Origin of the sequence: Croceivirga sp. JEA036 (assembly GCF_011882165.1) — a bacterium.
Taxonomy (GTDB): Bacteria; Bacteroidota; Bacteroidia; order Flavobacteriales; family Flavobacteriaceae; genus Croceivirga.
In genome coordinates this window covers 432,891-456,065 of sequence record NZ_JAATON010000003.1, presented here as the reverse complement: position 1 = coordinate 456,065, position 23,175 = coordinate 432,891, and the positions used below count along the sequence as shown (strand labels likewise).

The following is a 23,175-nucleotide window of genomic DNA, read 5'->3' as shown; positions in this document are numbered from 1 at the left end:
TTTGTAATTTTGCTTTCCAAAAAAAAGAAAATTGCCAAAAATAGGAGACATACAACTGCCTGATTTTCCGCTACTTCTTGCTCCCATGGAAGATGTTAGTGACCCGCCGTTTAGAGCGCTATGCAAGGAAAATGGTGCAGACGTGGTGTATACAGAATTCATTTCGTCAGAAGGGTTGATTAGAGACGCCGCTAAAAGCGTTATGAAATTAGATATCTATGAGAAAGAACGCCCAGTAGGTATACAGATTTTTGGTTCGGAATTAGATTCTATGTTAGAGGCGGTAGATATTGTGGAGAAATCTAATCCAGATATAATAGATATCAATTTTGGTTGCCCTGTTAAAAAAGTGGTTTGTAAAAATGCAGGAGCAGGCATTTTAAGAGATATTCCTTTAATGGTTAAGCTCACGGAGGCTATGGTAAAGCGTACCAAACTACCTGTAACTGTTAAAACTAGATTAGGTTGGGATAGCAACACTATAAAAATTGTTGAGGTTGCGGAACGCTTACAAGACGTGGGTATAAAAGCATTGTCCATTCACGGCAGAACCCGTGTTCAAATGTATAAAGGCCAAGCAGATTGGAAACCTATAGCAGCGGTTAAAAACAATCCTAGAATGCATATACCTATTTTTGGCAATGGAGATGTGGATACGCCAGAAGCTGCAGTACGAATGCGAGATGATTTTGGTCTAGACGGAGCTATGATAGGCAGAGCTAGTATTGGCAATCCATGGTTTTTTAATCAGGTTAAGCATTATTTTAAAACAGGTGAACATCTACCATCACCAAATATGGCGGAGAGGGTAGAAGCGGCACGCAGACATTTACAAATGTCTATTGATTGGAAGGGTGAAAAACTAGGTGTTTTTGAAACACGCCGGCATTATACCAACTACTTTAAAGGTATTCCACATTTTAAAGAATATAGAATGAAAATGGTTACTAGTGATGATGCTTCGGATGTATTCGATGTCTTTGAGGAGGTTCTAGATAAATTTGGTGACCATCAATTTGCTTAAGTTGCGGCTACTAGTTTTTTGGTAATTCTACTACTTGCAATTTTTGCGGACAGTAATCCTAATACAAAAATAGTTGCCATCACAATTACCAAATTTATCAGTTTAAATTCTACCGGATAAGCCAAAGTAGGCGTTATTTTAAGCCATTTAAAGGTAATTTGAGATAAAACTAGTACACTGCCTAAAATTAGGCCTATTAGCCCTCCTAAACTCGTAACCATTAAACCCTGTAAAAAATAAATATTACGCAATTGAGGCAGGGTTGTACCTAAAGCATACAAGGTTTTAGAATTCTGTTGTTTGTCTAAAATCATCATAATTATAGCTCCAACAACGTTGAATAAAGCTATAATCAGTACCAAAGTGAAGATGAGATAGGTAGCAACATTTTCGGTATTAAGCATTTTATAAAGTGTACTATTTAACTCTCTTCGGGTTACAACAGTTATAGATGTTCCCAGTATCTGTTGTAATTCTCGCTTTACTTCTTCTATACTTGCATTTGGATTGAGCTTAAAGTTAATTCCGCTTACTTGTGTACTGTCTTTTTCTAAAAATGCTTGAGCTATTGGCAATCGTGTAAATACATATTTTTTATCTAAATCATCCTCAACTGCATAAACACCACTTACCACTAAAGGCATTTGGTTATAAAAACTTCTAGAGTTTAACGCATTTGCAGAAATTGAACCTTTACCGGGTTTTAGAGTGATTGCATTTAAAGGTTTTAAGTAATTATTTAAAGGTCCGCCTAAAAGATTAAAAATACCGAGACCTATTACGGCTTGATTTTCCGCTACACCCCAATTACCAAAATATAAAGTACTATCTATTCCTGTTACCTTATGGTAAGCTTCATCTATACCTTTAAGATAAGCGATATGATTTTTCTCTTCGAAACTAAGATAAATACGTTCCTCAATTTCTTTAGAGAAATGCGCAACCCCAGCGGCGTTTTCAAGTTCCTTCAATACAGATGGGGTAACCGTGAAAAACTTGCCACTTGTAGGTCTTGCCTTTAAATCTGGGTCAAATGTGTTGGTAAACTGAAGGCTAAACGTCTTAAGCCCAGAAAATGCAGAGAGCACAACAAACAATGCAGCTGCACCAATAACTATAACTAGAAAGGTAATGAAATTGATGATATTTACTGCATTCTGACTACTTTTGGAGCGTAAATAACGCTTTGCTATGTACGCAGAAAATCCCAAAAATTAGTATTTTTTGCGTTTTTCTAATAAACTACGGTCAGTAATAGGGTTTTCTTCTCCCTTTAAAGATTTGTCAATCTTTTCTATATAATCCAAAGAGTCGTCTTTATAAAAGATAAGATTAGGTACTCTCCGTAATTGATTTTTTGTGCGCTGTGCTAGTTCGTGCTTAATTAAAGGTTCGTTAGAAGTTATGCCTTTCATTAATTCATCCCCCTTGTCAGAAGGAAAAATAGATACATAAACCTTGGCTATAGAAAGGTCTGTAGTAATAGTAACTTTAGAAACAGAAATTAGTGTCCCCTTTAATCCTCCATCCGTTGCGGCTCTTTGCAAAACCTCTGCAAGGTCTTGTTGTAAAATGCCAGCAATCTTTCGCTGTCTTTGAGTTTCTTCCATAATTGCAAAATTACCTATTTCCTTGGCAATCTATTGTATTGCCGTATTTTTAAATAAAAATTTAAGAATATGAACAAGATAGAACATTTAGGAATAGCTGTAAAAGATTTAGAGGCTTCTAATGAATTGTTCGCAAAATTATTAGGAACAAAGCACTATAAGATAGAAGAAGTTGCATCAGAAGGGGTAAAAACTTCTTTTTTTAAAAGTGGACCTAATAAAATAGAGTTATTAGGGGCTACCCAAGCAGATAGCCCTATAGCTAAGTTTATAGAAAAGAAAGGAGAGGGGGTACACCATGTTGCTTTTGCTGTAGAAAACATAGAAAAGGAAATTGAAAGATTAAAGAAAGAGGGTTTTACGGTATTGAATGAATCTCCCAAAAAAGGCGCGGATAATAAATGGGTTGCCTTTTTACACCCTAAAACCACTAATGGTGTGTTAATAGAGTTGTGCCAAGAAATAACGGAATAAGCTCAAATTATTTTGGTGTAATAAAAAATAAAATTTAATTTTGCACCCCTAGAAATAGGTCCTATAGCTCAGTTGGTTAGAGTAGCTGACTCATAATCAGTTGGTCCCTGGTTCGAGCCCAGGTGGGACCACCAACAGCCCTTCTAAGTCTTTGATTTAGAAGGGTTTTTTATTTTAAGGGTGGCAAAAAAAGTTCTTTTAATTATTCAATAATTCATTTTGTATTTGATGAATTCTTATTTGTTTGAATGATTTTTTAGAGTAGAGTACGACAAACTTCAAATTGCTCATTGGTATAAAGTACGTGGAAATTATATTCTATCTTATTGAATAATAAGTTTTTATCCATTAAATGGTTGTTTTAGTCAAGGAATGTTTCAATTTATACGGGTAATTATTCAGAATAACCTTGGTAATCAAAAGTTCCAAGAAAAAGGATTTTCTTCCCGTCTAAGATTTAGTAGTTTTATACAAAAGAGCTATCCATTACATGACGGATATTCAATTGTTAGCAGTAATATGAAAAAACTAGTTCTAATTTTTAATCTATTCTTTCTTTTGGCAAATTGTTCGCCAAAATTGGAGAATACTATTTCGGAAATGGAATTACTAAATGATATATTTATTGAGTTAGTGGGAACTGAATATTATTACGAAAAACTTCCAATTCCACCAATGCCCTTAGAATATGCAGAAAACAAACAAGATTCGTTAAACTACCATATTGAGAAAGAAAAATTCGACGAGGCGTTTGACAATCCTAAATTGGAAAAAGCGGACTTGGTAATAGGAATTGAGCCTTATCATCTTAACCCAAAGAGAGAATTTAAGGATTGGTATTCAAATAATTCGTCATTTCCCAGAATGCATTATAAAGACTCTCTTCATTCAAAAGATTTTGACAACCTTTTAATTCAATTGATAGATAGCACCAAATTTAAAAAAGGGAAATTGGAATTGGACAAACTATATGAAAAAGGTCGATATGTTATTGAAGATTTAAGGCAACTAGAAAAAGAAAAAAAGGAATATTGGAATAGTTCAGAATACAGGTACTTTGCTTCAATTCGCTTCTCGGATTTCAAAATAAACCAACAGAATAATAAAGCTATATTCTACTTTGATTTTTTATGTGGTGATTTATGCGGTTCAGGAGAAATAATATTCTGTGTTAAAGAGGATGGAAAATGGAAAATTGTAGATAGGAATACACTCTGGGTTGCATAAATACTACTGCTAACAATGCCTAAACGTAATGCGGACTTTAAGGCAAAACCGAAAGGTCTCTGTATATTTATAATGTCGCTAAATCTTTGGGATTTAGCTTTGGACAAGAAAAAATAAAACTAAACCAAAAGCTTTAGCTTCGTGCGCAGACGGAAACGAAAAGTTTCATTGCCTCCGCACTACGCTTAGCCCAACCGTTGTGGTTTATATTGACTAACATCCGAACATTTTTTAATTTTAAAACACCAACGGTATGAAAAACAGACTATCCAAACTAATTCTATGTTCTGCGGCTCTTTCCTTTACACTTTCATGTGACAAGGAAATTACGGTCGAACAAGAGGAACAGCAAGTAGAACACTCCCATGTGGAAACGGGGGGCTTTCTTGATTATCCGGAACTTTCCAATATCCTTGAGGGACTGGATATAAAAAACGCTAACGGAAAATACTTTACGGAAAAGAACGGTAAGGAACAGGAGATAAAAATAGATTCAAGCGAAGTCTCCAGATATAAGAATAAGTCTGTCGAAACCTATACCTTAAGGGTCGAGACCAAGAAGAATGCAAAGGAAAAGGGAATCTTGGAGAACCTCGTATTGAGAAAGGATCCCGAGGGTTACAGTGGATTTATCCTTCGTTACCATCTCACAAAGGACTACCTCAAAGAACTGCGAGACAACAGAAGGGCGGCAATGAGAGCCTACATATCCATGGAAAGGGTCAACGTTCAATCACTTTCCGCAAAGCAGACCTGTACCTATGTAACCGTGCCCACCTGTGACAACCCCGGTTTTGATGGTGATGGTGCCTATGTTGGATCCAATGGAGAGCACATTCGTACCGATAGATGTACCAATTCAAGTTACTTCACTACCGAGACCTTCAGCGTATGCACCGATAGTGGAGACGACTGTAACGGCTGCTATTATTTTGACGGCACGGTTACTGGGGGCGACCCTACCATGACCGGAGGTTCAACGGGCATCACCTCCACCCCTGCATCGGAATACGATGAGGACGTGGTGGTCACACAACCAAGCGGCTTCCAGAACATGTTCGTCTCATTGGCCGAAACTATCAATGGTAAACTGGGCAATTCCCTTTCGCCAGAAGAACTCAGTTTTCTTGTCGCTTTTTATGATTTTGCACTTGAGGTGAACCAATTCTTTGGTCTACCGGAAAATCAAACAGAATCGGGAAATTCAATTGAAAGCATTGAATACATCAATGACCTGTTAGATGCTGTACTGGACAACAGCTTTGTTTCAACCTTTCCCTTTGTCAAGTATCCAGAAGATAAAGCGGCACAGTACAAAAGCGACTATCCGAAACTTACCGAGTACCTCATGAACCAGTTGCCCAAATTGGTGGACAACCCGACTATTGTGAATGCCTTCAAGAAATACACCAATGCCACCACGGAACAAGTCGAGCAGATCCTCAAATGGGGAGATGGACCGGAAATTGTTATAAAGCAGTTGGGCGAAAGTTCAGGTCATTTTCAAGAACCTAATACCCTTGAACTGGATATTGATTTAGTAAACTTTTTGGAAAATGCTCAGTTAGGCTCTGATTTTAGCGAAAAAGTTTTATTTGCTGGTGCTGCAACTATAGTACATGAAGCCGTTCATTTTGGGGATTTTACATATAACAATGATTTTTATCGAGGTAACAATCCTTGCACGAATGAAGAAGGATGGCTTTTTGAACAAGAAGTCTACGACACAGCAATTGAAGTTGGCTCAAACGGGAGCCTCACCATTCACTCATTACCATTAAACTGTAATTAAAATGAAAAATGTTCCATTTATCATCACAATATTTATTTTATCATGTAATTTAAATAGTGAAAAGACCAAAGAAATACAACTACAAATAGTTGAATCGAATTTATATGACCTATATTATCTAAAATTACTAGAAAAAAACCTAGATTTCAAAACAAAAAATATTGATTCGTTAAGAACACAAGAGATAAAGGAAGAATTTTTAGAAGAAGTAATCGACTATTTGGCTTTAGATTCCATTTATCACAACAAGATAAAAAGCAATATTAAATTAGACAATTCGGTGGTAAAAATAACGATATCAGATTCAATTAAGAGAAAAATTAAAGATAGAAATGTTGAAGTGATGGATTTTTTTTCAAAACCAATACAGATTTCAAATTTTCGAAAAGGAATCTTATTTGAGACTCATCATCAATTGGGCCGGTCAAATGGTATAGTATTGTTTACTGAGAATAAAAAAGGATTATGGGAAGTAGATTCGACGGTAGTTTTAAACAATTATAGAGGAGGTGGTCTAGTCGAAAGATAAAATACAAACCACACACGGTATAAACGCAATAGCGGCTTTGGTACTATAGTGAGCCGTTTTGTTTTAAACAAATTTGGCCAACGAAAAGTTTTGTTTACAAAACCCGCTACTGCGCTTATACTTGACCGTTGAAAGTTCAAAAAAAGGATCTTTTGATTACGGCGGAAAATCTTCTAGGATTCAACCCAACAAGCCATACACGAACCATTGAGAGCTCAGAACAAGAATTTATCGTATGGAAAGATAGCGTAGGCTAATCCTTGGGATTTATAATTTTAGCAACAAGACCAAGTACAAGAACTTGTCAAAGATGGATAGCCTTGCCTATTTCAACGTCCTTTATACTAAGATAAAATAATGAGAACCTATTTTTGCAGTAATTTTAGAATGTGCATTAGTAATAATGAATATTTTAATCATAAGACGGCAGTTTGAATTTTGATAATCAAATACTTTTATTTTTTAGTGCTTTAGGCGCATTTAACGGATTAATTGTTAGCATATATTTTTTTATAATTGCAAGACAACAACAATACCCAAATTACTTTTTATCCTTCTTACTATTAATGGTAACTATCCGGGTTACCAAGTCTATTTTCTTCTATTTTAATCCGCAATTGTCAACTATCTTCCTGCAATTAGGCATATCAGCCTGTATATTAATAGGCCCATTGTTGTACATGTATTTAAAGAGTATGTACGTGATTAAAAAACCTCGTTGGCATATTCACTGCATACCTTTTTTAGTAATTATTATTGTTGTTGGGACTATTTGGCCTTACACAGCGTATAGCGAATATTGGAGTAAATGGGTGATGAAAGCAATCTACTTGCAATGGTTTATTTATCTGGCTACTTCTTTCAAATTTATTAAACCTGTTTTTAAAAATTATAAAGCCTTAAAGGGGTTTTCAAGGACAGATTTATGGTGTTTAAGTGTCTATTTTGGAATTACCTTAATTTGGTTAGCGTATATTTTTGGAGCGTATACTTCCTATATTGTAGGGGCTATTTCATTTACATTTATACTCTACATCATTGGCTTATTGTTAGCGTTAAACGTGAGTAAGACTTCGTTGTTTTTTAAACAAAAAGAGAAATACAATAACAAAACAATAACACAAGAAAAAGCTAGAGAAATTGAAAATTCCATCTCAATCCTTATAGATAAGGAGTTATTTTTAAAACCAGATATTACACTGAGTGAGTTTGCTAGCGGCATTAAAATAACAAAACATACCTTAAGTCAATATCTTAATGAACAGAAAGGAAAATCTTTCAATAGGTTTATAAATGAATTAAGGGTGGAGAAGGCTAAAGAATATCTTGTAGTTAAACATAATTATACCATGGAAAGTATAGGTTATGATAGTGGATTTAATTCTAAATCTACATTCTTTAAAGCCTTTAAAAAAGTAACAGGGCTAACCCCCTTGGAGTATCAAAAGAGGAATGCCAGATAGTGTAATTTTATAAAATCGCACTATCAACTTATCTATTGCCACCTTGGAATTAGCGTGTTTAGTGAAATTTGAGAAAAATTTTAATTATGAGAACTACGTTAATTCTTTTACTGATATTTCTTCAGTACAACTCCTTTGCACAAGTAAATACTTCTGTGTCTGAAATTGAAAAAATAAACAGAACTATCTTTCTTTATATTGATGGAACTGCTAATGGCGAACCAGAAAAGGTAAAACAGGCCTTTCATCCAGATTTTAATCTCTATTCCGTTACTGAACAAGATAGTTTACAAGTTTGGAGGGGCGAGGATTATAATAGTAAAATTAAAATCGGGGAAAAATCAAAAAGAATTGGGCGAGTTATTTCCATTGATTTTGAAAATAATACAGCAATCGCTAAGGCAGAAATTGTAATACCAAACTTTAGAATCTTTACCGATTATTTTTTACTTCTAAAGTATAAAGGTTCGTGGAAAATTATACATAAGAGTTACACTTATAGAGATTTCTAACTCTTAACTATTTAAAAAGGTAAATCAAAAATTTAATTATAGACACCTATTTACTATGGGCTTACGCCTTTATGTAATTTCCTTACAAATGATGAAACACACTGTATTGGTTGTATTGGTTGCAATAGTAGGTTGTACCAAAAAGCCAGAAAAAAGAATGGAATTTAAAGCGTTGATTGATAGTGCCATGGTAAAAATGGTAAATAAACCTTTAATCAATTCTGGTTCTATTGCAATTTACCATAAGGGTAAAGCGTATATAGGCCATTATGGCGAATTAGAAAAAGGTAAGTTAAATCCGCCTTCTGATGAAACTATTTATGAAATTGGTTCTCTAAGTAAAGTGCTTACAGGAACACTTATAGCAAATGCTGTTATAGAAAATAAATTAAGTATAGAAGATGAAGTTGTTACCTATTTAGATAAAGAATACCCAAATCTAGAAGAGCAAATCCCCCCGATAAAATTAAAGCATTTGTTAACGCATTCTAGCGGCTTACCTAACATGCTGCCTTTAGAGTTAAATCCTGTTCTAGAAGATTTTCTTAATCATGAAACTCCATCAAGGATAAATAAGATTTTGAGTAATTACAACAAGACCCATTTTCTAGAAGACCTTTATTTAATTAAGACAGATATAAACCCAGGCCTTCAATACTCCTATTCCAGTATGGGAACAGAATTAACTGCGCATATCTTGGAGAAAGAATACCAAACTACCTATGAAGATTTGTTGGTCACTTTTCTTACTGATAAAATCGGGATGAACAGCACTAAAATTAGCCTTAAGAAAGATGAGCTGCCCCATTTGGCAGTAGGGTACCATACAGATAATAGAAATATAGCTCCAGTAATGCCAAGACTACCGTGGGGAGCATCTGGTAATGTTAAATCCACCGTGGTTGATATGATGAAATTTATAAAATTTCAATTGAAGAATAATTCGGTGGTAAAAGAATCTCACAAACCTTTGGTGCAATTTGATAACGAGTTTGGACTCTCCTATTTTTGGAATATAAATTCTTCTGATAAAAAGTTAGGAACCTATTATTTTCATCATGGAGGTGTACCTAGGTCTCAATGTTACATCTATGTTATTCCAAAGCATGATTTAGCCGCGTTTATTATCACTAATCAGAGTGGTAAAGACACCAGTGCAAAAATGGAAGAAGCACTTAAAGAAATATTTGATGGTTTAATAAATTAGGCGTTCCCTTTTTAGTATTTAATAGTTTACAACGTAGCATTCATAATCGTAAATAATGAGCTTTTATTTTTTGGCTTAGTTAGAAGCTATTTTATTCCATAAAGGCTTTTGTTTTTAATGGCGGTACACCTTAATTTAGCAGTCAATTTATGGTTTAACAAACTTATAAAGCATTGAAGAAAGCACTATATTTTGCTGGTCCGCTCTTTAATAAAGCGGAAAGAGAATTTAATAGTTACCTATGTAGCCAGATAGAGAACCTTGATTTTAATGTCTTTTTACCGCAAAGAGATGGAGCGGAGTTAGATAAGCCTCCCTATCAAGAGATGACACCATCACAGCGTAATACAGCTATTTTCAATTTGGATGTAGAACAAGTATCTAGAGCCGATGTGTTTTTGTTTGTTTTAGATGGAAGGGTGCCAGATGAAGGTGCATGTTTTGAACTGGGCATGGCTTATAACCAAAAGGTTCAAAATAATCTGGACAAAATTATACTTGGTCTTCTTACAGACATAAGAGCAGCTTTTATTGACTCTAAATTAAATGCTATGTTGGCCGGCGCTTTTGATATGGTTTTTAATCAAGAAAAAGATTTGATAGACTATTTAAAAAAATTATAGAGGTAAATGTATCGGTAGCCTTCCTCGCTACCTGCAATTTATAATTCGTAAAAATATTGCCAGTAGCATTAATTCTACATACTAAAGTGGATTGACTGGTTGAGGTGGACAATGCTTATTTTCTTGGTTTAATGCTTACTAGTCTTTAAAAACCTTTTCAACTAAACACCTGTGATGGAAAAAGACAAGGGGTAGCCCTGTTCTAAGTTTGATTCCTATAAACGACAAGTCTCATAGTTTAAAATGATTTTAACTAAATAATATTTAGACATTTATATTTTAGGAATTCTTTTTTTACCAAAAGCCATTAAAGAAATCATGATTGTTAAAAGTAATGTAGTAAAAGAATTAGATACCATATTAGAGATTATTAATGATGCATCCATCGCCTATTAAGGTATCATTCCAGAAGACAGGTGGAAAGAACCTTATATGTCTAAAGGGGAACTAGAAGCGCAAATTAAAGAGGGTGTTAAATTTTATAATTACCAAAACGAAAGTGAAATTCTGGGCGTAATGGGTATTCAGCTAATGGAAGATGTTACGCTAATTAGACTTGCCTATGTAAGGACAGTAGCTAGACAAAAAGGTATTGGGGGTAAGTTATTGCATCACTTAATACAAATGGCCAAAACACCTGTTTTAATTGGCACTTGGAAGGATGCATCTTGGGCAATTCGGTTTTACGAAAAACATGGTTTTAGCAGGGTGCCAGAGGTAGAAAAAAATAGATTACTTAAAAAATACTGGACAGTGCCAAGTAGGCAAATTGAAACGTCTACCGTTTTGGCAAGTAAAGATTGGGCAAATTACTAGGCGCAAATGCAAACCTACATTACTAAATAAAAACCCCTTTGCATTGGCAAAGGGGCTTTACTTTTTCGTTTTAGCTATCACGAAAGGGTTATAATTGTGCTAGACCTTGGTCTAGTTCTGGTACAAGTTTTAAAACGCTATGGGTTATTTCTTCTCTAATTTCCGTTCCATAACCGTTTAAAAAAGCAAAAGTCAAGATAGAAAATGCAATTAAGCAGGCCCCAATAAGTATTCTTAGGTGTTCATTTTTTGGATTGGCAGACATACCTTTGTTGTTTGTTAAATAAATCTAAAAATAATTATTTACTTAACAAAACTTTAGCAAAATTAAATAGTTATGGAAGATACATGCCAAGGAATAAAAAAGTTTCAGCCATAGGTCTAGTTTACTCCTTTTTTAGCCTTATTAGTTGGATTAAGCTATGTTATTAATAGAAGAAGAAAGTAAACAAATTATCTTAGTAAAATTGCAATTGCACCAATGGCAGTCACAATTAGTATAAATCTACGGTAATGTTTTTCCTGAATTATTTTTACCAGCCGTATACCCAAAAACATGCCTAAAAAAATGGCCGGTAATAGCTTTAAATCAATAATTAAACTTTCCCAAGAAATAGTTTTCCAAATAAAAATGTGAAAAGGCAATTTAAAAGCATTCGTAATCAGAAATAGCCAAGCTGCAGTGCCTACAAATTCGTTTTTAGGCAATCTCATTGCTAGGAAAAAGATATTGCTAAATGCACCAGCGAGATTACCAATCATGGTACAAATACCAGCTAGAATACCAACACCCCCCGCAAAAGTCCAATGTTTTGGTACACTTTTAGATTTACGTCTATCCCAATAAAGTAATATAGCCAGGCTAAGAAAAATTACAAAAACCATCCCAATCTTAAACTGTCGTTCAGGTAAATCCTTCCCAACTAATACCCCAATAAGTATTCCTACAATCATCCACGGTAAAAACTGTAAAATGTATTTCCATTGTGTATGCCTGTTGTAATAAATAACCGCAATAATATCGCCCACCAATAGCAAAGGCATTAAAATTCCTGTAGATTCTTTTGCGCTAAAGGCAAGCGCTAAAAGTGTTACATTAAAGATAGAAAGGCCTTTTAAACCAGCTTTAGAAACACCAAGCAAGAATATAGATGTATAAGCCATTACCCATGCAGATAAGGCTATTGTAGCTGTTGTTGATGTTGGTTCCAATTGCGTTGGGCGATTTAAGGCTAAAGGTATTTTAAAAAATTCTATATTTAGCTAAAACCAACTTACAATGCAACTCACCACCTTGGATTATAGCCTTATAGTGGGCTTCTTTGCCATCGTCTTATTTATTGGCGTTTATGTTTCAAAATCCTCTGGCAAGAATACAACAGAATATTTTTTGTCTGGTAGAAACATGCCGTGGTGGCTGTTAGGTTTTTCCATGGTGGCAACTACATTTTCTACAGATACTCCAAACTTGGTTACAGATTTTGTGAGAACAGATGGGGTTTCTGGCAACTGGGAATGGTGGGCATTTTTACTTACAGGCTTACTAACTGTTTTCGTTTACGCCAAACTTTGGCGCAAGTCTAATGTTAAAACAGATATGGAATTCTATGCCATCCGTTATGGAGGTAAACCTGCTAAGTTTCTAAGAGCGTTTAGAGCGCTTTATTTGGGTATAGTTTTTAACGTTATGGCTATGGCAGCCGTTTCTTTAGCAGCAATTAAGATTGGGCAGGTGATGTTGGGGTTAAGCCCAGAAATTACCGTAATAGTTGCAGGTACCATTACAGTTTTATTTAGTGCGATAGGAGGATTTAAAGGCGTTATTTATACAGATTTTGTATTGTTTTTTGTTGCTATGATAGGTGCTATTGGTGCAGCATTCTATTTGGTGAACTTGCCAGAAGTAGGGGGTCTGTCAACTATTTTACAAAATAATTTAGTGCAAGAGAAAATGTCTATTTTACCAGATTTTACTAACACAGAAATGGTAATTACGGTACTGATAATTCCATTGGCGGTACAATGGTGGAGCGCATGGTATCCTGGGGGCGAGCCAGGGGGTGGAGGGTATATTGCTCAGCGTATGTTGGCTGCAAAAAATGAAAATCATGCCGTTGGAGCTACATTCTTTTTTAATATTCTACATTATGCTTTGCGTCCGTGGCCTTGGATATTAGTGGCATTAGCTTCATTAGTGGTATTTCCAGATTTAGAGAGTATAAAACAAGCCTTTCCTAATATAGAAGAAAGTAAATTGGGGCATGATTTGGCCTATTCTGCCATGCTTACCAAATTACCATCCGGATTGTTAGGTATTGTTTTGGCCTCTTTAGGCGCAGCATATATGTCTACTATTTCTACACATTTAAATTGGGGTTCCTCTTACGTTGTAAACGATTTTTATAAACAACAAGTTAACCCAGAAGCTAGCGAGAAAGAATTAGTATTTGTTGGTAGAATTACTACTGTTGTTTTAATGGTGTTAAGCGCACTTTTTGCCTTAGCTTTAACCAATGCCACGCAACTTTTTGACATCATCATTATGTTTGGTGCCGGGACAGGGCTCATTTTTATATTAAGATGGTTTTGGTGGCGAATCAATGCTTGGAGCGAGATTGTTGCCATGTTTTTCTCTGGAGTAATTTCCATAGTTTTTTGGCAATTAGAAGAACCACTATTTTTAGCCGATGACGCTATTTTTCCTGTTTGGAGTAAATTTTTGTTGGTGGTGTTATTAACTACCCTAGTATGGTTGGCAATTACATTCTTAACCAAACCAGAAGACCTTCAAGTTCTAAAAGCTTTTTATCAACGTACGCAGCCTGGAGGTCCTGGCTGGAAAAAAATCCGGGCAGAGGTAGGAATAACAGAAAATATAAAATGGTCAGTTCCGTCTGGGATTTTGGCCATGTTAGTCAGCTCCTTGTTGGTGTATGGTTGTCTGTTTGCTACAGGAAATTGGATTTACGGTAACTATGAGCTAGCAAGTATTTTAACAAGTGTGGTAATTATCGCTGCTGTTCTCTTAAAAAAGATCTGGAGCGGTATGAAGGATGTATTCTAACTCTAATCTCTTAACTCCAATAAACGTGCAACGTATTTACCAATAACATCAAACTCCAAGTTTACTTGCGTCCCCACGGTATACGTGTGGAAGCAAGTATGCTCATGAGTATAAGGGATTATGGCTACGCTAAAACTATCTTTCTTAGAGTTGACAACCGTCAAACTAACCCCGTCTACGGTAATAGAACCTTTTTCTATGGTTACATTGGTTTTGGCTGGGTCGTAGCTAAATGTATATTCCCAGCTGCCATCTTTCTCAGAAACGGCAGTACATACAGCGGTTTGATCTACATGGCCTTGAACAATATGCCCATCTAGTCTAGTATTCATCAACATAGCTCGTTCTAGATTTACCTTTTTACCAACTTCTAAAGTGCCAAGATTTGTTTTTTGTAGCGTTTCTTCAATTGCTGTTACGGTATAAGTTTCATCCGTTAAAGAAACAACTGTTAAGCAAACTCCATTATGAGAAACACTTTGGTCAATTTTAAGTTCTGAGACCAGAGAAGAATCAACCGTAATATGCAAATTACCTCCTTCTTTCTCCAATCCAGTGATGGTACCTAAGGTTTCTATAATCCCAGTAAACATGTCTTTTTAAATTTAGCTAGCTTTGTAATTGTAAAAATAAGTATAGTAAAGCGTAATTATGAGTGAAGCTGCAAAAATTAAGCTAGGAATTTCAATTGGCGATATTAATGGTATTGGGTGCGAGGTTGCCCTAAAATCATTTTTAGACCCAAGAATGCTAGATTTTTGCACTCCTATCTTATATGCATCTAATAAGGTAATATCAGAGCAGAAAAAAAGGCTACAGTTAGATATTTCCTTTCAAGGTATTTCTAACGCAGAAAAAGCGCAGGATGGCAAAATAAACGTTTGTAATGTTTGGAAAGAACAACCTAGACTTCAATTTGGTAAGGCTACGGAAGACGGTGGCACGTATGCTATAAAATCGTTAAGGGCAGCTACAAAGGCATTAAAAAACGGCGAAATAGATGTGCTGGTTACGGCGCCTATCAACAAGAACAATATACAAGCAGAGGATTTTAAATTTCCAGGTCATACAGATTTTTTAGCTCAGGAACTAGGAGGTAATAGTCTAATGTTTATGGTCACAGAAGATATTAAGGTAGGCCTATTAACAGATCATATAGCCGTTAAAGAAGTGGCTAATGAGATTACTACTAAATTAGTGCGAGATAAGGTTTTTACGATGATGAAGTCTTTAAGGGAAGATTTTGCAATAAGAAAACCTAAAATAGCTTTGCTGGGTATAAACCCACACAGTGGTGACAACGGCACTATTGGTGATGAGGATGATAAAATTATGAAGCCAGCCATTGAATCTCTTTTTAATGAAGGGCATTTAGTCTACGGACCGTATGCTGCAGACAGTTTTTTTGGTAGTAAAGCTCACGAAAGTTTTGATGCTGTAATAGCAGCCTATCACGATCAAGGATTAATACCTTTTAAAACACTTGCCTTTGGCAAAGGAGTTAATTTTACTGCCGGATTGTCTAAAGTACGTACAAGTCCTGACCATGGAACGGCTTATGAAATTGCAGGGAAAGGCCAAGCAGATCCAAGTTCTTTTACAGAAGCAATTTTTATGGCGCTTAAAATTTTTAGGAACAGACAGGAGTTTACAGAACTGACAGAAAATCCGCTAAAAAAGCATCATCCTAAAAAAAGAACAAAAACGCAATAAATGTTAATATTTATTGGGTATATGTAAATAAATAGTATCTTTGCACCCGCCTTAAGGGCTGGTACACAAACATTAAGTGTAAAATGAAGCAGACGAAAGCATTTTATATTCCATTTGCGGGATTAAAATTAGGAAAGCACACGTTTGAGTACAATGTTGATAATAAGTTCTTTGAGTCTTTTGGTTATCAAGAGTTTAATGATGCTGATATTGCTATTACAGCAGAGCTCAACAAAATGAACACCATGATGGAGTTCCAGTTTGATGCAAAGGGTACGGTAAATGTTAATTGTGACGTTACTAATGAACCGTTTAATCAACAGATTGATGCAACAATGCATTTGGTGGTGAAGTTTGGAGAAGAATTTAATGATGAAGATGATGAAATTCTAATCTTACCTCACGGAGAACACCAAGTGAATATAGCACAATATTTGTATGAGATGTTGGTGTTAGCAGTGCCTCAAAAAAGAGTGCATCCCGGTGTAGAAGACGGCACATTAGATTCTCCAATGCTAGACAAGCTAGAGGAGTTGCAACCAAAGATAGAAGAGGATACAATAAAAAAAGAAGACAATACCGACCCAAGATGGGACGGACTTAAAAAGTTATTAACGGATAAATAGGTAACAATGGCACATCCTAAGAGAAAAATATCGAAAACGAGAAGGGATAAAAGGAGAACCCACTACAAAGCTACCATGCCAACAATTGCTCAAGATAGTGTAACTGGTGAAATGCACCTTTACCACAGAGCGCACTGGCACGAGGGTAAATTGTACTATCGTGGAAAAGTACTTATAGATAAGACAGAAGAAGAAACTGCTGCATAAGTACACGGTATTAAGAATAAACGACTCCCGGAATGTAAAAATTGCGGGAGTTTTTTTATGGATATACTTTAAAGGTCATCTAACTTAATTTTAGCGAGGAATGTCATAAAAAATGAGTAATTTTCGCCAAAATTGAGGCTTTTTTGGCCTTTTTTGTTAAAAACGACTTAAAAATGGGTAAAACTACAGCAGCCATAACCGCTGTGGGGGCATATGTTCCCGATCATATTTTAACCAACAAAATGTTGGAGTCCATGGTAGAGACCAATGACGAATGGATTACCACCAGAACGGGGATTAAAGAACGTAGAATACTAAAAGAAGAAGGAAAGGGGACATCTTTTATGGCCATTAAGGCCGCGGAAGACTTAATCAACAAATCTAATTTAGACCCTAAAGAGATAGATATGGTGTTGGTAGCTACGGCTACTCCAGATTTACAAGTGGCAGCTACTGCAGCTTATGTTGCGTCAGAAATTGGTGCAGAAAATGCTTTTGCTTACGATTTACAAGCGGCTTGTTCTAGTTTTCTGTACGGAATGTCTACCGCATCTAGCTATATAGAATCTGGTCGTTACAAAAAGATACTTTTAATTGGAGCAGATAAAATGTCATCCATTATAGATTATACAGATCGTGCAACTTGTATCATTTTTGGTGATGGTGCAGGAGCTGTGTTATTTGAGCCCAACCAAGAAAGTCTTGGTTTGCAAGATGAATATTTACGTTCTGATGGTATTGGTAGAAACTTCCTAAAAATAGACGCAGGTGGTTCTATTTTACCTGCCAATGAAGAAACGGTAAAAAACAAACAGCATTACGTATTCCAAGACGGTAAAACGGTTTTTAAGTTTGCTGTATCTAATATGGCAGATGTATCTGCTAAAATTATGGAACGTAACAATCTTACTGAGCAAGATGTACAATGGTTAGTACCACACCAAGCTAACAAACGTATTATAGATGCTACAGCTAATAGAATGGGGGTGAGCTCAGAAAAAGTAATGATGAATATTCAACGATATGGTAATACTACCTCTGCCACACTTCCACTATTATTGGCAGATTATGAAAAACAATTAAAAAAAGGAGATAATCTAGTATTCGCTGCTTTTGGTGGTGGTTTTACTTGGGGTTCCATTTACCTAAAATGGGCATACAATTCTTAATTTAGAACTAAATAAATCAATTATAAATGGATATTAAGGAAATTCAGAGTCTAATCAAATTTGTAGCCAAATCTGGTGCAAGTGAAGTTAAGCTAGAGATGGAGGATATTAAAATCACCATCAGAACAGGCTCACAAGGTTCTGGTGGGGAGACCACTATCGTTCAACAAATTCCTATGGCACAAGCACCAATGGCAGCTGCTCCAGCAGCTCCAGCGCCAGCACAAGCACAAACTCCTGCGGCAGAGGCTCCAAAGGCAGAGGACGATTCCAAATATATTACCATTAAGTCCCCTATCATAGGTACTTTCTACAGAAAACCCTCTCCAGATAAACCTGCTTTTGTAGAAGTAGGCAAGGATATCAAGGTTGGCGATGTATTGTGTGTTATAGAGGCTATGAAGCTTTTTAATGACATTGAATCAGAAGTATCTGGTAAAATTGTTAAGATTTTAGTGGACGATTCTTCTCCAGTAGAATTTGATCAACCATTGTTCTTGGTAGATCCTAGTTAATAAAAATTCTAATGTTCAATCCCTAAAAGTTGGGGGCAAATCTTTGTTGCTTTAGCACAAGGTTGGCGAGTTGAATTTTTAAACAAAGAATTATGTTCAAGAAAATATTGATTGCCAATAGGGGAGAAATTGCACTTAGAGTTATCCGTACTTGTAAAGAGATGGGTATTAAAACAGTAGCAGTTTATTCTAAGGCAGATGAAGAAAGCTTGCACGTTCGTTTTGCGGACGAGGCTGTATGTATAGGTCCCGCGCCTAGTTCGGAGTCTTACCTAAAAATTCCGAACATTATTGCTGCTGCGGAAATTACCAATGCAGATGCTATACATCCAGGTTACGGATTCTTATCAGAAAACTCCAAATTCTCTAAGATTTGTGCTGAGCACGATATAAAATTCATTGGAGCTTCTGGAGAACAGATAGATAAGATGGGAGATAAGGCTACCGCTAAAGAAACTATGAAAAAAGCTGGCGTACCTACGGTACCTGGTTCAGAAGGTCTTTTAAAAGATGTAGCCCATGCCAAAAAGGAAGCCGGGAAAATGGGGTATCCTGTGATGATTAAAGCTACTGCAGGTGGTGGCGGTAAGGGAATGCGTGCCATTTGGTCAGAGGAAGAAATGGAGAAAAACTTTGAAAGTGCTGTAAACGAAGCCAAAGCTGCTTTTGGTAACGGTGGTATGTACATGGAGAAGTTGATAGAAGAACCCCGCCATATAGAAATACAGGTAGTGGGTGATCAGTATGGAAAAGCATGCCATTTATCAGAAAGAGATTGTTCTGTACAACGTAGACACCAGAAATTAACGGAAGAAACACCTTCTCCGTTTATGACGGATAAGTTAAGAGATGATATGGGGGCTGCAGCCGTAAAAGCCGCAGAATACATTAAATATGAGGGTGCAGGTACGGTAGAATTTTTGGTAGACAAGCATAGAAACTTCTACTTTATGGAGATGAACACACGTATACAAGTAGAGCACCCTATTACAGAACAAGTTATAGATTACGATTTAATTCGCGAACAAATACTTGTAGCAGCGGGTGTGCCAATTTCTGGTAAAAACTATATGCCAAAATTACATTCTATAGAATGTAGAATTAATGCGGAAGACCCGTTTAATGACTTCAGACCGTCTCCAGGTAAGATTACAACATTACATACGCCTGGAGGGCATGGAGTACGTCTAGATACGCATGTGTATAGTGGGTACATAATTCCACCAAATTATGATTCTATGATTGCTAAATTAATTACCACTGCCCAAACAAGGGAAGAGGCTATTAATAAAATGCGTAGAGCTCTAGATGAGTTTGTGATAGAAGGTGTGAAAACTACAATCCCCTTCCATAGACAATTAATGGATCATCCAGATTATTTGGCGGGAAATTATACCACCAAATTTATGGAAGATTTTACCATGGAAGACAAGTATAAAGATTAGTATATTGCCCCCGTTAATTCGGGGGTTTTTTATGGAATTTAGTTACTGGGAAAAAAAGCAATGGTTTACCCAAATAGATGTGGCTATTATAGGTAGTGGTATTGTTGGACTTAGCACAGCTATTTATATAAAAAAGAACCATCCAGAATACAAAATTTTAATTTTAGAAAGAGGAGTTTTGCCCCAAGGCGCTAGTACCAAAAATGCTGGCTTTGCTTGTTTTGGGAGCATTTCTGAGCTTTTATCAGATTTAAATAATCACACTCCAGAAGAAATCTATTCTTTAGTAGAGCAGCGTTATAATGGCATTCAGCAATTACGTGGATTAGTGGGCGATAAAACCCTTGATTTTCAAGTACACGGCGGACATGAAGTTTTTTTAGAGAAAGACATACATGTTTATGAAGAATGTAAAGAAAAAATGGGATTCTTTAATGAACTTCTACATCCTATCTTTAATAAAGATGTTTTTAGACTAATGCCCAATACCTACAAGTTTGCCTCTGTTTTATCTAATTATATTACACATATAGAAGAGGGTCAAATTAATACAGGAGCAATGCTTTATGGATTATTAAAAAAGGCGCAATCCATGGGCATTCAAATGGTAAATGGTATAGAAGTTCTCCAGATAGAAGACCAAACTAATCAAGTAAACATTGAGACCAATCTTAATTGCTTTACTGCTGCTAAAATTTGTGTAACAACAAACGGGTTTGCATCTCAATTGTTAAAGTTAGATGTAAAACCTGCACGGGCTCAGGTATTAATTACCCAGCCAATACATCAACTACCAATTCAAGGTACCTTTCATTTAGAACAGGGGTATTATTATTTTAGAAATATAGATAATCGGATACTTTTGGGAGGTGGTAGAAACTTGGACATAGCTGGTGAAACCACAACAGCATTTGGGGAAACAGCTGTCATTCAGGAGCAATTAGAACAATTATTAAAACACACAATTCTACCCAATAAGGAGGTTATTATTGACCATAGATGGAGTGGAATTATGGGGGTAGGGCAACAAAAAAAACCTATTATAAAGGTTGTGAGTCCCAATGTGTACTGTGGTGTGCGAATGGGCGGTATGGGTATTGCTATTGGGGCCGCTGTAGGTAAAGAATTGGCAAATTTAATTTAGGTTGATGGGTATGAAGGAACAAGTATATCAATTTGCAGTAAATTTTGTAGACCAAAAAATAAGCGGTTTACAGCTTGCTTTACAAGATATTGTACAAGCTTTAACTTCAGAAACTAAAAGTACAGCAGGGGACAAGCACGAAACAGGACGAGCCATGTTACAATTAGAAAGAGAAAAACTAGGTAAACAATTGGCAGAAGTAGAAAAAATGAAATTGGTCTTGCAAAAGGTTAATCCTAACATCCCCTCAGAAAAAGTTGCATTAGGGGCCTTGGTAGCTACACAAACTTGCTATTACTATATTTCTATTTCTGCGGGTAAGTTTATAGGTTTAGAAAAGCCAACGTATTGTATTTCAGCAGCCACTCCTATTGCTCAATTACTTCTTGGAAAAAAGGCAATGGATAGTTTTACTTTTAATAATATTGATAACACTATCCTAGCTGTTTTTTAACGCTTGATTTACCTTTTGGTAAACTATCTACTGATGCAAAACTGTAATTTTAAATCATTAAAAAGTTGATAGAATTATCCTACAAAATACAGTGTATCTAAATTAATATTTAATGCTAAGATTATAAGGTGATGTCCTGGTTATAAGGACTACAGTTTTAGGAATATTTATTTTTTCATTCTATATTCGGCCGCTTGCGAAGTTCCTTTTTCCAAGCGGTCTTTTTCTTGCTATTAATTCGCTTTTCTTTAGCGGCTCTAGTGGGTCTAGTGGCTTTTCTCTTTTTAGGAATGTACAATGCACCTTGTAATAAGGTGAACAGCTTTGCAGTAACTATTTCTTTGTTCTTATGCTGGCTACGTGTATCTTCTGCTTGAAGAATTAATACGTTTTCCTTTGAAAGTTTTGGACCTAGTTTAGAGATGATTCTTTCTTTCTCCACCTCAGATAATCCTTGGGATTCCATAATGTTAAAATAGACTTCTACCTTGGTGGCTACTTTGTTAACGTTTTGCCCGCCAGCACCGCTACTTCTTACGGCCTTGTATTGTAATTCTTTAAGAATAATAGTCTCTAGCATGGGTCTTGGATATACGCTCGGCTAAGGATTTTGCCGTTGCTTTTAAAAATACATTGGTCCCTGGTATGATTGCATTTTTATGTAAAAACCAGACCGGTAAATCAGTTTCATGGTAGGCTTTAATTAAATAATGACTCCCTTTAAAAAAAGATTCTTCTACCTTAACATTAAAAGGTGAATTTTGAGTAATTGTCAATTCGTGTGGATACACAATAATGGGTCTATCTATATAATAACCAGGATTTAAAAAATAGAGGGGAATTTTATTAGCCTCACCAAACAAATTGGCAGTATATAAATCTTTTGGATTATTATAAACGCTTTTTGTAGGTCCAAAGTCCATCAACTTACCCTCTTTTAAGACCAATGTTAACCAAGCAAAAGGTAAAATATCGTCAGGATCATGAGTTGCATTAATAACAGTAATCCCTTTTTCTTTTAAATAAGGAAAAAGCAATTGTTTTAAGCCATTTTTCTTAAACTGGTCTATACTACTAAAAGGCTCATCTAATAACAAAATTTTTGGTTCTTGGGCTAAAGCCTTGGCAATAGCTACGCGTTGTTGTTGACCGCCACTAAGGTTTTTAACTTTAACTTTTGCAAATGGCAATAGCTGCATTACTTCTAAGAGCTCGTATATACGGGATGCATGGCTTTCTTGGTCAAAAACAGATAAGTGTTCACCAATATTTTCTTCTACAGTGGTAAACGGCATTAAATCCAGGTCTTGAGATACATATTTCATGTAATTCTCTCCTGGAATTAAATTAAAGTTAGGCCCTAGAACTTTTTTATTATTCCAAGACACCTCACCACCTTGCAATTGTAATAAGCCGTAAATGGCTTTAAGTAGCGTACTTTTACCAGAACCGCTTTCACCTATTAATGCCAAATGGCTACCATTAGGCAATTGAAAAGAGATATCTTTTAGAATAAGCTTATCCGCATAAGCAAAAGAAATATTTTGTACCTGCAGCATAG

At 35.8% G+C, this 23,175-nt stretch carries 26 protein-coding genes and 1 tRNA gene; 20 read left to right on the top strand and 7 right to left on the bottom strand.

All coding sequences use genetic code 11. The annotated features are described in order from the left end of the window. Positions 1 to 31: 31 nt before the first annotated feature. Positions 32 to 1,024, top strand: coding sequence for a tRNA dihydrouridine synthase DusB (gene dusB / locus HCO57_RS10510; RefSeq protein ID WP_167988993.1), 993 nt, complete (start codon positions 32 to 34; stop codon positions 1,022 to 1,024). Here the strand turns inward: dusB and HCO57_RS10505 are convergent. Then, the gene (locus HCO57_RS10505; RefSeq protein ID WP_167988992.1) at positions 1,021 to 2,235 is read right to left on the bottom strand and encodes an ABC transporter permease; all 1,215 of its coding nucleotides are present in this window, start codon (positions 2,233 to 2,235) and stop codon (positions 1,021 to 1,023) included. The two genes, dusB and HCO57_RS10505, sit on opposite strands and share 4 nt — an antisense overlap. 3 nt (positions 2,236 to 2,238) lie before the next feature. Continuing rightward, a complete protein-coding gene (gene rbfA, locus HCO57_RS10500; RefSeq protein ID WP_136950328.1) occupies positions 2,239 to 2,634 on the bottom strand; it encodes a 30S ribosome-binding factor RbfA in 396 nt (131 codons plus the stop codon). A 69-nt stretch (positions 2,635 to 2,703) separates the two neighbouring features. On the opposite strand from rbfA, the gene mce reads away from it, so the two are divergent. The 10 genes from mce to HCO57_RS10450 all read left to right on the top strand — a co-directional run bounded on the left by mce (position 2,704) and on the right by HCO57_RS10450 (position 11,277). Further along, complete coding sequence (gene mce / locus HCO57_RS10495) at positions 2,704 to 3,108, top strand: methylmalonyl-CoA epimerase (RefSeq protein ID WP_167988991.1); 405 nt, start codon at positions 2,704 to 2,706, stop codon at positions 3,106 to 3,108. Between the two features lie 57 nt (positions 3,109 to 3,165). Next, positions 3,166 to 3,242 (top strand) — tRNA-Ile (locus HCO57_RS10490). Between the two features lie 385 nt (positions 3,243 to 3,627). Continuing rightward, complete coding sequence (locus HCO57_RS10485; RefSeq protein WP_209066148.1) at positions 3,628 to 4,335, top strand: hypothetical protein; 708 nt, start codon at positions 3,628 to 3,630, stop codon at positions 4,333 to 4,335. A gap of 253 nt (positions 4,336 to 4,588) precedes the next feature. Next, positions 4,589 to 6,127 carry a hypothetical protein gene (locus tag HCO57_RS10480; RefSeq protein ID WP_167988989.1) on the top strand — a complete coding sequence of 513 codons (1,539 nt, stop codon included), beginning with the start codon at positions 4,589 to 4,591 and terminating at the stop codon, positions 6,125 to 6,127. 1 nt (position 6,128) lies between these two features. After that, positions 6,129 to 6,656, top strand: a complete 528-nt coding sequence (locus HCO57_RS10475) for a hypothetical protein (RefSeq protein WP_167988988.1) — start codon at positions 6,129 to 6,131, stop codon at positions 6,654 to 6,656. A gap of 701 nt (positions 6,657 to 7,357) precedes the next feature. After that, positions 7,358 to 8,119, top strand: coding sequence for a helix-turn-helix domain-containing protein (locus HCO57_RS10470; RefSeq protein ID WP_167988987.1), 762 nt, complete (start codon positions 7,358 to 7,360; stop codon positions 8,117 to 8,119). Between the two features lie 86 nt (positions 8,120 to 8,205). Then, positions 8,206 to 8,631, top strand: a complete 426-nt coding sequence (locus HCO57_RS10465) for a nuclear transport factor 2 family protein (protein WP_167988986.1) — start codon at positions 8,206 to 8,208, stop codon at positions 8,629 to 8,631. Between the two features lie 88 nt (positions 8,632 to 8,719). Further along, positions 8,720 to 9,838, top strand: a complete 1,119-nt coding sequence (locus HCO57_RS10460) for a serine hydrolase domain-containing protein (RefSeq protein ID WP_209066147.1) — start codon at positions 8,720 to 8,722, stop codon at positions 9,836 to 9,838. A 173-nt stretch (positions 9,839 to 10,011) separates the two neighbouring features. Then, on the top strand, positions 10,012 to 10,461 hold the full coding sequence (locus HCO57_RS10455; RefSeq protein ID WP_167988985.1) for a nucleoside 2-deoxyribosyltransferase: 450 nt from the start codon (positions 10,012 to 10,014) through the stop codon (positions 10,459 to 10,461). A gap of 399 nt (positions 10,462 to 10,860) precedes the next feature. Next, the gene (locus HCO57_RS10450; protein WP_317171154.1) at positions 10,861 to 11,277 is read left to right on the top strand and encodes a GNAT family N-acetyltransferase; all 417 of its coding nucleotides are present in this window, start codon (positions 10,861 to 10,863) and stop codon (positions 11,275 to 11,277) included. Positions 11,278 to 11,365: 88 nt separating this feature from the next. Here the strand turns inward: HCO57_RS10450 and HCO57_RS10445 are convergent, their stop codons facing one another. Continuing rightward, entirely contained in the window at positions 11,366 to 11,542 is a 177-nt protein-coding gene (locus HCO57_RS10445) for a hypothetical protein (RefSeq protein ID WP_167988984.1), read from the bottom strand. Positions 11,543 to 11,730: 188 nt separating this feature from the next. After that, entirely contained in the window at positions 11,731 to 12,441 is a 711-nt protein-coding gene (locus HCO57_RS10440; RefSeq protein ID WP_167989110.1) for a sulfite exporter TauE/SafE family protein, read from the bottom strand. Positions 12,442 to 12,556: 115 nt separating this feature from the next. Between HCO57_RS10440 and HCO57_RS10435 the strand changes: the two genes are divergently transcribed. Further along, positions 12,557 to 14,341, top strand: coding sequence for a sodium:solute symporter family protein (locus HCO57_RS10435; RefSeq protein WP_167988983.1), 1,785 nt, complete (start codon positions 12,557 to 12,559; stop codon positions 14,339 to 14,341). A 2-nt stretch (positions 14,342 to 14,343) separates the two neighbouring features. On the opposite strand, the gene HCO57_RS10430 is transcribed toward HCO57_RS10435, so the two are convergent. Continuing rightward, on the bottom strand, positions 14,344 to 14,934 hold the full coding sequence (locus HCO57_RS10430; RefSeq protein WP_136950361.1) for a riboflavin synthase: 591 nt from the start codon (positions 14,932 to 14,934) through the stop codon (positions 14,344 to 14,346). A 58-nt stretch (positions 14,935 to 14,992) separates the two neighbouring features. Between HCO57_RS10430 and pdxA the strand changes: the two genes are divergently transcribed. From pdxA to HCO57_RS10390, 8 genes are all read left to right on the top strand, one after another. Then, complete coding sequence (gene pdxA / locus HCO57_RS10425) at positions 14,993 to 16,054, top strand: 4-hydroxythreonine-4-phosphate dehydrogenase PdxA (protein ID WP_136950362.1); 1,062 nt, start codon at positions 14,993 to 14,995, stop codon at positions 16,052 to 16,054. An 83-nt stretch (positions 16,055 to 16,137) separates the two neighbouring features. Next, positions 16,138 to 16,680 (top strand): YceD family protein, encoded by a 543-nt coding sequence (locus HCO57_RS10420; protein ID WP_167988982.1) that lies wholly within the window; start codon positions 16,138 to 16,140, stop codon positions 16,678 to 16,680. 6 nt (positions 16,681 to 16,686) lie between these two features. Beyond that, positions 16,687 to 16,887: a 50S ribosomal protein L32 gene (gene rpmF / locus HCO57_RS10415; RefSeq protein WP_136950364.1), complete on the top strand. Its 201-nt coding sequence runs from the start codon at positions 16,687 to 16,689 to the stop codon at positions 16,885 to 16,887. Positions 16,888 to 17,060: 173 nt separating this feature from the next. After that, positions 17,061 to 18,056 carry a beta-ketoacyl-ACP synthase III gene (locus HCO57_RS10410; RefSeq protein WP_136950365.1) on the top strand — a complete coding sequence of 332 codons (996 nt, stop codon included), beginning with the start codon at positions 17,061 to 17,063 and terminating at the stop codon, positions 18,054 to 18,056. Between the two features lie 26 nt (positions 18,057 to 18,082). Beyond that, positions 18,083 to 18,571 (top strand): acetyl-CoA carboxylase biotin carboxyl carrier protein, encoded by a 489-nt coding sequence (gene accB / locus HCO57_RS10405; protein ID WP_136950366.1) that lies wholly within the window; start codon positions 18,083 to 18,085, stop codon positions 18,569 to 18,571. 92 nt (positions 18,572 to 18,663) lie between these two features. After that, entirely contained in the window at positions 18,664 to 20,016 is a 1,353-nt protein-coding gene (gene accC / locus HCO57_RS10400) for an acetyl-CoA carboxylase biotin carboxylase subunit (RefSeq protein ID WP_136950367.1), read from the top strand. Positions 20,017 to 20,047: 31 nt separating this feature from the next. After that, the gene (locus HCO57_RS10395) at positions 20,048 to 21,160 is read left to right on the top strand and encodes an NAD(P)/FAD-dependent oxidoreductase (RefSeq protein WP_167988981.1); all 1,113 of its coding nucleotides are present in this window, start codon (positions 20,048 to 20,050) and stop codon (positions 21,158 to 21,160) included. A 10-nt stretch (positions 21,161 to 21,170) separates the two neighbouring features. Beyond that, positions 21,171 to 21,614: a 3-oxoacyl-ACP synthase gene (locus HCO57_RS10390; RefSeq protein WP_317171149.1), complete on the top strand. Its 444-nt coding sequence runs from the start codon at positions 21,171 to 21,173 to the stop codon at positions 21,612 to 21,614. Positions 21,615 to 21,789: 175 nt separating this feature from the next. Here HCO57_RS10390 and arfB read toward each other — a convergent pair whose 3' ends face one another. Together arfB and HCO57_RS10380 are read right to left on the bottom strand one after the other, a co-directional pair. Further along, complete coding sequence (gene arfB, locus HCO57_RS10385; RefSeq protein ID WP_167988980.1) at positions 21,790 to 22,194, bottom strand: alternative ribosome rescue aminoacyl-tRNA hydrolase ArfB; 405 nt, start codon at positions 22,192 to 22,194, stop codon at positions 21,790 to 21,792. Continuing rightward, a complete protein-coding gene (locus HCO57_RS10380) occupies positions 22,172 to 23,173 on the bottom strand; it encodes an ABC transporter ATP-binding protein (RefSeq protein ID WP_167988979.1) in 1,002 nt (333 codons plus the stop codon). The genes arfB and HCO57_RS10380 overlap by 23 nt, the downstream gene beginning before the upstream one ends. Positions 23,174 to 23,175: the final 2 nt, after the last annotated feature.

Excerpts from the sequence above, each read along its gene's own strand:
- rbfA (WP_136950328.1), bottom strand. The coding sequence starts at position 2,634 with ATGGAAGAAACTCAAAGACAGCGAAAGATTGCTGGCATTTTACAACAA.
- mce (WP_167988991.1), top strand. The coding sequence starts at position 2,704 with ATGAACAAGATAGAACATTTAGGAATAGCTGTAAAAGATTTAGAGGCT.
- HCO57_RS10485 (WP_209066148.1), top strand. The coding sequence starts at position 3,628 with ATGAAAAAACTAGTTCTAATTTTTAATCTATTCTTTCTTTTGGCAAAT.
- HCO57_RS10480 (WP_167988989.1), top strand. The coding sequence starts at position 4,589 with ATGAAAAACAGACTATCCAAACTAATTCTATGTTCTGCGGCTCTTTCC.
- HCO57_RS10475 (WP_167988988.1), top strand. The coding sequence starts at position 6,129 with ATGAAAAATGTTCCATTTATCATCACAATATTTATTTTATCATGTAAT.
- HCO57_RS10465 (WP_167988986.1), top strand. The coding sequence starts at position 8,206 with ATGAGAACTACGTTAATTCTTTTACTGATATTTCTTCAGTACAACTCC.
- HCO57_RS10460 (WP_209066147.1), top strand. The coding sequence starts at position 8,720 with ATGATGAAACACACTGTATTGGTTGTATTGGTTGCAATAGTAGGTTGT.
- HCO57_RS10445 (WP_167988984.1), bottom strand. The coding sequence starts at position 11,542 with ATGTCTGCCAATCCAAAAAATGAACACCTAAGAATACTTATTGGGGCC.
- HCO57_RS10440 (WP_167989110.1), bottom strand. The coding sequence starts at position 12,441 with ATGGCTTATACATCTATATTCTTGCTTGGTGTTTCTAAAGCTGGTTTA.
- HCO57_RS10435 (WP_167988983.1), top strand. The coding sequence starts at position 12,557 with ATGCAACTCACCACCTTGGATTATAGCCTTATAGTGGGCTTCTTTGCC.
- HCO57_RS10430 (WP_136950361.1), bottom strand. The coding sequence starts at position 14,934 with ATGTTTACTGGGATTATAGAAACCTTAGGTACCATCACTGGATTGGAG.
- pdxA (WP_136950362.1), top strand. The coding sequence starts at position 14,993 with ATGAGTGAAGCTGCAAAAATTAAGCTAGGAATTTCAATTGGCGATATT.
- HCO57_RS10420 (WP_167988982.1), top strand. The coding sequence starts at position 16,138 with ATGAAGCAGACGAAAGCATTTTATATTCCATTTGCGGGATTAAAATTA.
- rpmF (WP_136950364.1), top strand. The coding sequence starts at position 16,687 with ATGGCACATCCTAAGAGAAAAATATCGAAAACGAGAAGGGATAAAAGG.
- HCO57_RS10410 (WP_136950365.1), top strand. The coding sequence starts at position 17,061 with ATGGGTAAAACTACAGCAGCCATAACCGCTGTGGGGGCATATGTTCCC.
- accB (WP_136950366.1), top strand. The coding sequence starts at position 18,083 with ATGGATATTAAGGAAATTCAGAGTCTAATCAAATTTGTAGCCAAATCT.
- accC (WP_136950367.1), top strand. The coding sequence starts at position 18,664 with ATGTTCAAGAAAATATTGATTGCCAATAGGGGAGAAATTGCACTTAGA.
- HCO57_RS10395 (WP_167988981.1), top strand. The coding sequence starts at position 20,048 with ATGGAATTTAGTTACTGGGAAAAAAAGCAATGGTTTACCCAAATAGAT.
- HCO57_RS10390 (WP_317171149.1), top strand. The coding sequence starts at position 21,171 with ATGAAGGAACAAGTATATCAATTTGCAGTAAATTTTGTAGACCAAAAA.
- arfB (WP_167988980.1), bottom strand. The coding sequence starts at position 22,194 with ATGCTAGAGACTATTATTCTTAAAGAATTACAATACAAGGCCGTAAGA.
- HCO57_RS10380 (WP_167988979.1), bottom strand. The coding sequence starts at position 23,173 with ATGCTGCAGGTACAAAATATTTCTTTTGCTTATGCGGATAAGCTTATT.